This window comes from uncultured Abyssibacter sp., from assembly GCF_964000955.1.
Taxonomy (GTDB): domain Bacteria; phylum Pseudomonadota; class Gammaproteobacteria; order Nevskiales; family OUC007; genus Abyssibacter.
Window position 1 is genome coordinate 1 of the sequence record NZ_CAXFCL010000019.1, and the last position, 11,000, is coordinate 11,000.

The 11,000-nt window shown below is 63.5% G+C and carries 10 protein-coding genes; 3 read left to right on the forward strand and 7 right to left on the reverse strand.

Annotated elements, in window-relative coordinates; translation table 11 throughout:
- Positions 1–160 precede the first annotated feature (160 nt).
- Genes zapD through pilB form a run of 5 tightly spaced genes read right to left on the reverse strand, consistent with a single transcriptional unit; the run spans position 161 to position 5,451 of the window.
- On the reverse strand, positions 161–949 hold the full coding sequence (zapD, locus tag ABNS06_RS00585; RefSeq protein ID WP_348671954.1) for a cell division protein ZapD: 789 nt from the start codon (positions 947–949) through the stop codon (positions 161–163).
- Positions 950–1,000: 51 nt separating this feature from the next.
- Positions 1,001–1,603, reverse strand: coding sequence for a dephospho-CoA kinase (gene coaE / locus ABNS06_RS00590; protein WP_348671955.1), 603 nt, complete (start codon positions 1,601–1,603; stop codon positions 1,001–1,003).
- Between the two features lie 3 nt (positions 1,604–1,606).
- A complete protein-coding gene (locus ABNS06_RS00595) occupies positions 1,607–2,473 on the reverse strand; it encodes an A24 family peptidase (RefSeq protein WP_348671956.1) in 867 nt (288 codons plus the stop codon).
- A gap of 39 nt (positions 2,474–2,512) precedes the next feature.
- On the reverse strand, positions 2,513–3,730 hold the full coding sequence (locus ABNS06_RS00600) for a type II secretion system F family protein (protein ID WP_348671957.1): 1,218 nt from the start codon (positions 3,728–3,730) through the stop codon (positions 2,513–2,515).
- A 20-nt stretch (positions 3,731–3,750) separates the two neighbouring features.
- On the reverse strand, positions 3,751–5,451 hold the full coding sequence (gene pilB, locus ABNS06_RS00605) for a type IV-A pilus assembly ATPase PilB (RefSeq protein WP_348671965.1): 1,701 nt from the start codon (positions 5,449–5,451) through the stop codon (positions 3,751–3,753).
- Between the two features lie 252 nt (positions 5,452–5,703).
- Between pilB and ABNS06_RS00610 the strand changes: the two genes are divergently transcribed.
- Complete coding sequence (locus tag ABNS06_RS00610) at positions 5,704–5,955, forward strand: helix-hairpin-helix domain-containing protein (protein ID WP_348671958.1); 252 nt, start codon at positions 5,704–5,706, stop codon at positions 5,953–5,955.
- Positions 5,956–6,006: 51 nt separating this feature from the next.
- On the opposite strand, the gene ABNS06_RS00615 is transcribed toward ABNS06_RS00610, so the two are convergent.
- Together ABNS06_RS00615 and ilvB are read right to left on the reverse strand one after the other, a co-directional pair.
- The gene (locus ABNS06_RS00615) at positions 6,007–7,425 is read right to left on the reverse strand and encodes a penicillin-binding protein activator (protein ID WP_348671960.1); all 1,419 of its coding nucleotides are present in this window, start codon (positions 7,423–7,425) and stop codon (positions 6,007–6,009) included.
- Between the two features lie 66 nt (positions 7,426–7,491).
- Positions 7,492–9,321, reverse strand: coding sequence for a biosynthetic-type acetolactate synthase large subunit (gene ilvB / locus ABNS06_RS00620; RefSeq protein ID WP_348671962.1), 1,830 nt, complete (start codon positions 9,319–9,321; stop codon positions 7,492–7,494).
- Positions 9,322–9,467: 146 nt separating this feature from the next.
- Between ilvB and ilvN the strand changes: the two genes are divergently transcribed.
- Together ilvN and ilvC are read left to right on the forward strand one after the other, a co-directional pair.
- Complete coding sequence (gene ilvN / locus ABNS06_RS00625) at positions 9,468–9,974, forward strand: acetolactate synthase small subunit (protein WP_348671964.1); 507 nt, start codon at positions 9,468–9,470, stop codon at positions 9,972–9,974.
- A gap of 43 nt (positions 9,975–10,017) precedes the next feature.
- Positions 10,018–11,000, forward strand: a 983-nt coding sequence (gene ilvC / locus ABNS06_RS00630) for a ketol-acid reductoisomerase (protein WP_348671966.1), incomplete at its 3' end; no start/stop codon positions are given.

An 11,000-nucleotide genomic window follows, 5' to 3' on the forward strand; every position in this document is an offset into this window, starting at 1 on the left:
GCAACGCACGAGTCGTGGCGGTTCCGTCGCGGGCATCAGCGGGTCGCCCGTGACCGGGTCAGCGTGCGGCGGGGTCGCGCCACGCGGCCTGGCTGCGCGTGCGCCTGGGGCGTGGTACGAGAGAACATCGCGTCAGCGCGGACTGGATCCGGCGATCGAGTCATCCGATGCCGCAGCAGGCCAATCGGAATTCGATGTCCGTCCGAACCTGATGGCTGCGGCTTCCGGTTTCCCGGGTTTCCATGAAACGGACGGTGAACCGGTGCTTGCCGGCGCTGATCTCCGGATGGGCACGGCAGGTCACCGGGACGCCGATACGCAGCATCTGTCTGGGGCCATCCAGCGACTGCACGTGAATGCCGTCGCGCGCCACCATGGTCGACGGGTTGGCGCTGTTTCGGATCAGCTCCAGATCCAGATCGATGGCGCGCTCGAACGCGCCGATGTCCGCGCACCAGGCATTCAGGTCGTGTTCGGATTCTTCCAGCGGCCGGCGTAGCCACAGTTCGAAGTTCGGAAGGTCGAAGCCCGTGGTGCCCCCCGGTATGGCGATCCGGTTGGCGATGCTGACGAGAAAGTCGTTGTTGCGTAACGCGGCCCCCGCGAACTGGGAGGACAGGCCCTGAATTGCCTGAACGGCCTGCTCGATGCGCTTGAGCACGTCGCTGAGCCGGTCGTCATTGACGCCTGGCTGCGCTTCGAGCCGGCGCAGGTGCGCATGCTGTTCCCCGAGTTCCTTGGTGATGTCGCCCTTGAGGTCGCTGCGACCGAGCAGCAGGAAGATGTCGAGCAATGCCCCGACCGCCGCGCGTCGCCCCCAGTAGCTGGCATCCGCCCGATGGTGCTTCAGACGCTTGAACAGGAATTCGAGGCGCAGGTAGGTGCGCACCCGTTCGTTGAGCGGTTGCTCGAACCAAATGATGTCGGAGGACGTTCCCGGTCCCATCATGCAATGCGCCCCACTGCGAAGGGGCATTGTAACGACATCAACACAAATTGCTCATTCAGCGTGACTGAGCGCGACATAACGACGGTGCAGTGTATCGATTTGCGACTGCAATGCCGCCAGCGAGCCATTGTTGTCGACGACATCGTCGGCGGCGGCCAGTCGTTCTTCCCTGCCGACCTGGGACTGGATCATGCGTTCCGCGAGGGCCGCGTCAATACCGTCCCTCTCGATCAGGCGCCGTCGCTGCGTGTCCGGATCCACGTCGATGACCAGCACGCGGTCGGTCATCCGGTTGAGGCCTGATTCCACCAGCAGCGGAATGGCGAGGATGCAGTAGTCCGTGTCCAGCGACTCGCGCCATGCCTGCATGGCCACGCGGACGGCCGGGTGAACAATCGCCTCGAGCGCCTGCCGCTTGTCGTTGTCCTTGAACACGATTGCACGCAATTTGGCGCGGTCGAGTTGCCCGTCGGCAGTCAGCACTTCGTTGCCAAATGTCTCGATGATCCTGGCCAGTCCCGGCGTGCCCGGTTCCACGACGTCGCGCGCGGTCTGGTCGGCATCCAGCACCGGTACGCCCAGTGCTTCGAACATGGCGCTCGCGGCCGACTTGCCACTGGCGATGCCTCCGGTCAGGCCAACCGTCCAGATCATGATTCAGAGCCCCGCGAACTGCAGGTAGCCATGGACGAGCTCGTCACCCCACAGCATCGCGACCCAGCCCGCGGCGGCGATGTACGGGCCGAACGGCATTGGCTGATCCCGTCTCAGCAGGCCGGTTGCGATCAGGGTGCCGCCGACGAGGGCGCCAACGACCGAAGACAGCAGGATGGTCAGCGGCAGGGCACTCCAACCGAGCCAGGCGCCGAAAACGGCGAGCAGCTTGAAGTCGCCATACCCCATGCCCTCCTTGCCGGTGACCAGCCGAAAGCCATGGAACACCAGCCACAGAGACAGATAGCCGGCCGCCGCGCCGATGATTGCGTCCGCTGGCGGCACCGGACCGCCAGCGACGCTCAGCAGCAGCCCGGCCCAAAGCGCCGGCAGCGTGATGTTGTCCGGCAGCAGTTGATGATCGAAGTCGATGGCGGACAGGGCGATCAGCGCCCAGGTCAGCCCGATCGCCGCGATGCCGTAGGGGTTGAACCCCAGTTGCCATGCGACCACGCCGCTGGCGACGGCGGTCAGCAGTTCCACCAGCGGATAGCGCCCGCTGATTCCGGCCTTGCAGTATCGACAACGGCCCCGGAGGAACAGGAAACTGACAACGGGAATATTGTCGTACCAGTGAATGCTCGCGTGACAGGACGGGCAGCGCGAGCCGGGGTGGATCAGGGATTCCCGGGGTGGCTCGGGAGCCGACTCGGGCAGTTCGAGCAATGTTCTGCATTCCTGTCGCCAGGTCTGCTGCAACATCCGGGGCAGGCGGTGAACGACCACGTTGAGAAAGCTGCCCACCAGCAGACCGACGATCGCTGCCACGCCGATCCATAGCGACAGCGATGTCTGCAACAGTTCGATCACATTGGGTTCCGGTGGAAAACGAGCGGATGTTCCGGCGTCTCAGACCACCGAACCGAGCTTGAAGATGGGCAGATACATGGCGACGACCAGACCGCCGACCAGCACGCCGAGCACCGCCATGATCAGCGGCTCCAGCAGGCTGGAGAGGTTGTCCACGAGGTTATCGACCTCTTCCTCGTAAAAGTCCGCGACCTTGGCGCACATGGAATCCAGCGCGCCGGATTCCTCGCCGATGGCAATCATCTGCACGGCCATGCTCGGGAAAACGCCGGACTGGGCCATGCTGACCTGCAGTTGCTGACCTGTAGCGACCTGATCCTTCATCTGCTGAATGGCATCTTCATAGACGATATTCCCGGCTGCTCGAGATACCGAATCAAGTGCATCGACCAGCGGAACGCCGGCTGCAAACATGGTCGATAGCGTGCGCGCGAATCGTGCCACGGCGGACTTGTTCAGGATATCGCCGATGACCGGTAACCGGAGCATGATGCGGTCCTGCACATGTCGATAGCGCCGGAAGCGGCGGTGGCACTGTGCGTGGGTAAAACCCACGGCGATGATGATGCCGAGAACCAGCCACCATTTGGCCTGCACGAACTCCGAGAGCGAAATCACTAGCAGGGTAAAGGCGGGTAGATCGGCCCCAAAACCTGTGAATAGATCCTTAAACTGTGGCACGACAAAATAGAGCAAGATACCGGTCACAATGAAGGCCACGACGACAACTGCCGCCGGGTAGGTCAGCGCTTTCTTGACCTTCTTCCGGATCGCCTCGGTCTTTTCCTTGTAGGTCGCGATCTTGTCCAGCAACGCCTCCAGCGCCCCGGAGCGCTCGCCGGCGTCGACAAGGTTGACGAACAGGTCGTCGAAATACTTGGGGTGCTTGGACAGGGATTCGGCGAAGGTCGCGCCGCCCTCGATCTCGGATCGGATCTCGCTGATCATCTGACCCATGGAGGGGTTCTCGTGACCCTTTCCGACAATCTCCAGCGCCTGCACCAGTGGCACGCCTGCCTGCATCATCGTCGCCATCTGCCGCGAGAACACGGCGATGTCGCCGGTTTCGATCTTCTTCTTGCGCTTGCCGAAGAGCTCGCTCTTCTTGCGCACGCTGATGGGGTTGATGCCCTGCTTGCGCAGCTGAATCTTGACCAGCGCGTCGCTGAGCGCGTCCATCTGTCCCTTGACCCGCGAGCCTTCGCGGTTGGTGCCTTGCCAGAGAAAGGTGGCTTCTTTGGTTGCCGCTTTTGCCATGGTGTTCGTTTCGCTTCCGGCTAGTCGACGGTGACCCGGTTGACTTCAACCAGGCTGGTGACGCCTTGCAGGACCTTGAGCAGCCCGGATCGACGTAAATCGTCGATGCCCTGTTGCTTGGCGAGTTGTGCCAGTTCCATGGCGTTGGAGCCTTCCATGATCGCGCGCCCCATATCCTCGTTGACCGGCATGACCTGGTAAATACCCACGCGGCCCTTGTAGCCGGTGCCGCTGCATGCATCGCAGCCCTTGGCTTCGTAGAGCGTCAGATTCTCCAGATCGGATTCGAGGAAGCCTTCCTTGATCAGTTCCTCTCTCGGGATATCGATCGGCTGCTTGCATTGCTTGCACAGGCGGCGTGCCAGTCGCTGGGCAATGATCAGCGAGACCGACGAGGCGATGTTGTAGGCCGGCACACCCATGTTAAGCATGCGGGTCAGTGTTTGCGGCGCGTCGTTGGTATGCAGCGTGGACAGCACCAGGTGACCCGTCTGCGCGGCCTTGATCGCAATCTCGGCCGTTTCCAGGTCGCGAATCTCACCCACCATGATGATATCCGGATCCTGACGGAGAAAGGCCTTCAGGGCCGACGCGAAGGTCAGGCCGACTTTCGGGTTGACGTTGACCTGATTGATGCCGGGCAGGTTGATTTCCGCAGGATCTTCCGCCGTGGAGATGTTCCGGTCCGCCGTGTTGAGGATGTTCAGCCCGGTGTAGAGCGACACGGTCTTGCCGCTGCCGGTCGGGCCGGTCACCAGGATCATGCCGTAGGGCTTGCTCAGGAACTTGAGATAAAGCTCCTTCTGGTGTGGCTCGTATCCCAGCGCATCGATCCCGAGCTGGGCGCTGGTCGGGTCGAGGATACGCAGGACGATCTTTTCGCCGAACAGCGTGGGGCAGGTGTTGACGCGGAAGTCGATGGCCTTGGTCTTCGACAGGTTCAGCTTGATGCGGCCGTCCTGCGGTACGCGGCGTTCGGCGAGGTCCATTCTCGACATCACCTTGAGCCGGGCCGCCAGCCGCATGCCCATTTGCACGGGGGGCGTCGCGATCTCCTGAAGAATGCCGTCCTGGCGATACCGAACCCGGTACTTCTTCTCGTAGGGTTCGAAGTGGATGTCCGATGCGCCGCGGTTGATCGCGTCGAGCAGAATCTTGTTGACGAAGCGGACGACCGGCGCGGATTCGGTATCGGCCCGCGTGATGTCCTCGCTTTCCTTGGCGTCGTCACCCTCGTCGAGGTCGATGTTCTCCAGATCTTCGTCGCCGACATCCAGCGACGCAGCCTCCATGGCGTTCAGCGCGTTCTCGATGAAGTTGCCGAGCTTGTCGTCCTCGACCAGGACCGGTTCGGTGGTCAGGCCGGTGTTGAACTTGATCTCGTCGAGGCCCTGCAGATTCGTCGGGTCCGACGTCGCCACGTATAGCCGCTTGCCGCGCTTGAACAGGGGTAGCGCGCGATGGTCACGAATCAGCGCCTGGCTGACCTCGCTGATCGGCGCGTACTCCATGTTCATCGCGTTGAGATCGAGCAGCGGCAGGCCAAACTCGCGGCTTGCGGCCATGCCCACGTCCAGCGCCGATGCCAGATTCTGGGAGACAACCCAATGGACGAGCGCGATGCGATCCTTGGACGATTTGGCCTGGGCCTCGCGCGCCGCGGCATCCGTCAGCAGGCCATCGTTGATCAGTCGACGCGCCAGGCCGCCGATATAACCCATCTGGATTGTCTGATCACCCGCTGTCACCGCGTCCTCCCATATCGGCGTGATGCCGTCTCCGGCGATGGTAGATCATGCACACGCGCAGACCAAATGATTCCGAGTGGTGGTTTGCGCGCGTTCTCCGGTGGATCGATCGCACCGACACCCGACGAACGGTCGTTGCTGTCGTGTCCGGAATTGAAGTTTTTCCCCGTTACTTGTTGGTGAGCGCATGTTGCGCTTGATTTTCAAACCAGTGAGGGAAACAGCATGAAATACATCATCTTTGTTGTGGCATTGTTCTATTCGGCGCTGAGTTTCGCGGGGCCGGTCAACATCAACGCCGCGAGCGCGGCAACCTTGGCGGAGGAGCTGGACGGGGTCGGCCCCGTGACGGCGCAGCGTATTGTCGCGTACCGCAAGGATCACGGCGCGTTCAAGTCCGCCGAGGAGCTCAAGAAGGTGAAGGGGGTCGGGGAAAAGACCTTCGCCAAGAACAAGGCGAACATCCTGCTCAAGTGACTGTTTCGGGTGAAGGGCGGACCGCGGCCGTCCTTTGCCCGATGACCTCGCTCAGGGTCGCAGCGGACTGCAGGTCGCGCGACGCCTGACCTGTCCGCCGGTGGCGAGGGACAGCCGGCCGGTCGCTCCTTGGATCTCCTGTCCGGACTCAAGCGCCGGCAGTTGCGTCGCCACCGCGAAGGCGTCGCGTCCCAGCGCCGAGAACTGGGCGAAATCGCCGGCTTCCCCGTTGTTGTCGCGGGGGCCGCACAGCAGCACCATCCGGAGATCATTGATCGCTTCCTGGTCGCGACGGGCGCTCAGGGCGGCGTCTGGCGCGTACACCGGCAGATCGACCGCATGATGAAAGCGCAGCAGCGGGACGAGCAGTCTCGCGTCACGCGACTTCGCGGCGAGGAACAGCATGTCGATCCGGCGTGAGCCCGCGAGTCGGCCTGGGCGGGTGTCCTGCCACAGCGGCCGTGTCGCATCGGGTTGCAGCAGATGTTGCACGGCAGCTTGCAGATCATCGCTGCCGGCCCAGAAGCTGGCCTGATCGATCACCTCGCCGCCCAGCGCTTCATAGTGTTCCAGGAAGCCGAGACCGACCCGCCTGCCCCAGTCGTCATCGGAAAACAGAATCGCGGCGCGCCGCCGGCCCGCCTGAATGGCCTGAGCGGCCGCGGCAGCGGCATCATCCTCCGGCGCCAGGCCGAATTGCCAGAGATTGCCGGCACTCCACGCGCTGCTGCTGCCGTAGTTCAGCGCCAGGGTCGGGATCAACAGCCGTCCTTGTCGGGACAGCACCTCCACGGTGCTCTTGTCCAGCGGGCCGACAATCAGGTCCGGTCCGTACTGGGCCGCCGCCTGATACACCGAATAGCTGTCACCCGCGCCGCTGTCGAACAGCCGGATGCTCAGGTCAGGTGCGGCTCTCGCCGCGTCCAGCAGGGCGTCGGCCAGTGCCCGTCCGGCGTCGCCGAGTGGCCCGGAGGTCGGCACGACGACCGCGATTCGCTGAGGGCGTACCGCGTGCCGCGGCGCGACATGCCGGTAGGTCGGTTGTGTCGGCGGCAAGTCCACCTGCAGCGTTCGCAGAATGGAGTCCCGGGCCGGGTGATCGGGATACCGGCGTGCCCAGGCGTCCAGCGTGCGGGCCAGGTCCCAGTGGGATGTCGCATGGTCGCGGTAGCTGCGCGCGAGCGCCCACCAACCCTCGGCGGTCCACGGCGCTGCGGCGGGGGGCGCGTTCAGCGCGGTGCTGGGCAGTCGTTGCAGCAGTCGCCAGATCTGATGATCGTTGTGATCCCGCTGCTCGATGCGGTGCAGCGCCTGATCCGCCCACAGGCGCTCGACAATGGCTGCGGTCAATTGTCCGCGGTTTTCCAGCGTGCGGGCGCTGGCGAGACGGTAGGCCGCGTCGTCGGCGGGGAGGGCCGGCGACGCGGCCAGTGCAACGAGCACCAGCAGTGCGACCACCGGCCACCGCATTGGTTGAATGTCGCTCAGGGGAACAACGCGACGGAGTCTGTTGAATCGGGCTGTCGTGTGACGGCCCTAGAACATTTCCGACTGGTCCGCCTGCTCCGTCGGGGCATGCCGTGACGGGATGTGATCGCCGGTGATCATCTGCGTGTAGCTCATGCCAGGGCCGACCATCGGGTAGACGCCAGCGTCCGGGTCGATGATCACTTCCAGGAACGCGGGACCTTCGAACTCGATGAAGGACTTCACCACCGCGTCGATATCCGCGACATCATCGAGCCGGCGGGCCCACGGGAAGCCATCGGCTTCCGCAGCCTTGACGAAGTCCTTCTTGTGCAGCGACTTGTCGGAGAACGCGAATCGCCCCTTGAAGAACAGCTTCTGCCACTGCTTGACCATGCCGTCGCCGTAGTTGTTCAGCACGACGATCTTGATCGGCAGATCGTAGGTGGTCACCGTCTCCAGTTCCCCGAGATTCATGCGGATGCTGGCGTCGCCATCGATATCGATGACCAGCGTGTTCGGCCGGGCGAACTGGGCGCCGATTGCGGCGGGCAGGCCGAAACCCATGGTGCCCATGGAGCCGGAGGTCAGCCACAGACGCGGCTCGCGGAAGTCGAAATACTGAGCCGCCCACATCTGATGCTGCCCGACGCCGGTGGAGATCAGTGCGTGACCTTCCGTGAGGCGGTTGATCGCCTCCAGCACCGCGTAGGGCTGGATCAGGTCGCTGTTGCGATCGAAGTTCATCGCGTAGGTCGATTTCAGTTCCGCGACATGGCCGTGCCAGGCGCCGAAGTCCGTCCGGACCTGCTGCTGGCGACCGAATTCCAGCAAGGTCTCCAGCGCCGGTTGCAGGCGCCCCACGTGATGCCAGTGCACCGGCTTGACCTTGCCGATCTCCGAGGCATCGATATCGAAGTGGGCGATGTGCTTGGCATTGCCGGCAAACTTGTCCGGCACGCCGGCCACGCGATCGTCGAAGCGGGCGCCCAGCGCGATCAGGAAATCACAGTCGTCCACCGCATAGTTCGCGTAGGCGGTGCCGTGCATGCCCAGCATGTGCAGCGCACGCGGCTGCGTGGTGTCGTAGGCGCCCAGCCCCATCAGCGTGGTCACGACCGGGATGCCGTATTCGTCCGCGAACTCGCGCATCACCTGCGCGGCATCGCTGGAGATCACGCCGCCGCCCGCATAGATCAGCGGCCGCTCGGACTGCGCCAGCAACGCATAGAAATCCTCGCAGCGACGTTCCGACAGCGGCGCCGTTTCCAGCGCGCGGATACGTTGCCGATAGCCAGGGATGGGCAGCTCGCCGGCGCCGCGGTAGGGGCCGGTCCAGTTCTGGACGTCCTTGGGCACGTCGATCACCACGGGGCCGGGTCGGCCGGTCCGGGCAATGGCAAAGGCGGTGCGCACGGTGGCCTCCAGGCGCTCCGGTTCGGTCACCAGAAACACATGCTTGGCGCAGCTGCCCATGATGCTGGTGACCGGGGCCTCCTGGAAGCCGTCGGTGCCGATGGCGCCGGTGGCCACCTGGCCGCAGATCACCACGATCGGAATCGAGTCGGCCATGCAGTCGCGTACCGGCGTCACGCAATTGGTCGCGCCGGGGCCGGAGGTCACCATCGCCACGCCGACCTTGCCCGAAGCACGCGCGTAACCGGCGGCCATGAAGCCGGCGCCCTGCTCATTGGCGGGCACGATCAGCGGCATGCTGTCGGCGTGGTCCGCGTTGTAACGGAACACGGCATCATAGGTCGGGAGGATGGCGCCACCGGAATAACCGAAGATGACATCGACGTCCTGCTCGGCCAGTACGCGGACGATAATCTCCGAACCCGACAGGGTTTCGGGTTCGCGTCGCAGGTCGGTATCGGCAGGAGTCACGGTCGCACTCATCATCTTGGGTTCCAAGGCGGATTCCGGGGTGGAACCCCCCAGTTTATCGGACGGCAAGTTGCGGTGCAGCATTCTTGTGGCCGATCTGCTTGATTTTCGTCTACGGCCTGATTACCGTGCGCGACTCTTTAAATTCGGGTCGGCCCTTGCGACACATCATTTCGATCCTGCTGCAGAACGAATCCGGGGCGCTTGCGCGCGTCGCGGGCCTGTTTTCGTCGCGCGGCTACAACATCGAATCGCTGTCGGTGGCACCGACCGATGATCCCGCCGTGTCCCGGCTCACGCTGGTGACGACGGGAACCGATCAGGTGATCAACCAGATCAACAAGCAGATCTCGAAATTGATCGACGTCGTGGATCGCGTGGAACTGACCCGCCGAGGTCATGTGGAACGTGAACTGCTGCTGGTCAAGGTGCGCTATGTCGTGACCTCCAAGGACCGCATGACCGAACTCCTGGAGCGCTACAAGGCCGAGGTCGTGGATCAGACCGACGGACTGCGAGTCATCGAGCTGACCGGCTCGGGCATGGATGTCGATGATTTCCTGCGCGAACTGCGCGAGTTCGTGGAAATCCACGAAGTCGTCCGCAGCGGCGTTGCCGCCATCGCCAGTGGCGATCAGATCCTGGCGCTACGGCACACCGCCTGAGCGCATTCCCTTCAAGCAACAAACCGGAGAGACCCCCGTGGCATTGAATGTCTACTACGACAAGGACGCCGACCTGTCCCTTATCCAGGGCAAGCAGGTCGCGATTCTGGGTTATGGCTCGCAAGGCCATGCCCATGCACTGAATCTGCATGACAGCGGGGTCTCGGTCACGGTCGGTCTGCGCGAGGGTTCCGGCTCGTGGAAGAAGGCGGAAGCAGCCGGCCTGACGGTCAAGAGCCCGGCCGAGGCCGTGCAGGGCGCCGACGTGATCATGGTGCTGGTCCCCGACGAGCATCAGCAGGCGCTGTACGAAGCCGTGGTCGGCAATATCAAGGAAGGCGCCGCGCTGGCCTTCGCGCACGGCTTCAACATCCATTTCGGGCTGATCGAGCCCCGCGCCGATCTCGACGTGGTGATGATCGCTCCCAAGGGCCCCGGTCACACCGTTCGTTCGCATTACAGCAACGGCGGCGGCGTGCCCTGCCTGATCTGCGTGCAGCAGGATGCGACCGGCACCGCGAAAGATGTCGCGCTGGCCTATGCATCGGCCATCGGCGGCGGCCGCTCCGGCATTATCGAAACCACCTTCCGTGAGGAAACGGAAACCGACCTGTTCGGCGAACAGGCGGTGCTCTGCGGCGGCGCGTCCGCGCTGGTCCAGGCCGGATTCGAGACCCTGGTCGAGGCCGGCTACGAGCCGGAGATGGCCTATTTCGAGTGCCTGCACGAACTCAAGCTGATCGTCGACCTGATGTACGAAGGCGGCATTGCCAACATGAACTACTCCATCTCCAACAATGCGGAGTATGGCGAGTACGTGACCGGCCCTGAGGTGATCAACGACGAGTCTCGCGCTGCAATGCGCAATGCACTCAAGCGCATCCAGACCGGCGAGTACGCCAAGATGTTCATCCAGGAAGGCAACACTAACTATCCGTCCATGACCGCACGTCGTCGCCTGAATGCCGAGCACGAAATCGAGCAGGTAGGTGCCAAGCTGCGCGGCATGATGCCGTGGATTGCTGC

What these genes read in the sequence shown, in the direction of transcription:
- zapD (WP_348671954.1), bottom strand. Translation starts at nt 949, where the DNA reads ATGATGGGACCGGGAACGTCCTCCGACATCATTTGGTTCGAGCAACCG.
- coaE (WP_348671955.1), bottom strand. Translation starts at nt 1,603, where the DNA reads ATGATCTGGACGGTTGGCCTGACCGGAGGCATCGCCAGTGGCAAGTCG.
- ABNS06_RS00600 (WP_348671957.1), bottom strand. Translation starts at nt 3,730, where the DNA reads ATGGCAAAAGCGGCAACCAAAGAAGCCACCTTTCTCTGGCAAGGCACC.
- pilB (WP_348671965.1), bottom strand. Translation starts at nt 5,451, where the DNA reads ATGGGTTATATCGGCGGCCTGGCGCGTCGACTGATCAACGATGGCCTG.
- ABNS06_RS00610 (WP_348671958.1), top strand. Translation starts at nt 5,704, where the DNA reads ATGAAATACATCATCTTTGTTGTGGCATTGTTCTATTCGGCGCTGAGT.
- ABNS06_RS00615 (WP_348671960.1), bottom strand. Translation starts at nt 7,425, where the DNA reads ATGCGGTGGCCGGTGGTCGCACTGCTGGTGCTCGTTGCACTGGCCGCG.
- ilvB (WP_348671962.1), bottom strand. Translation starts at nt 9,321, where the DNA reads ATGAGTGCGACCGTGACTCCTGCCGATACCGACCTGCGACGCGAACCC.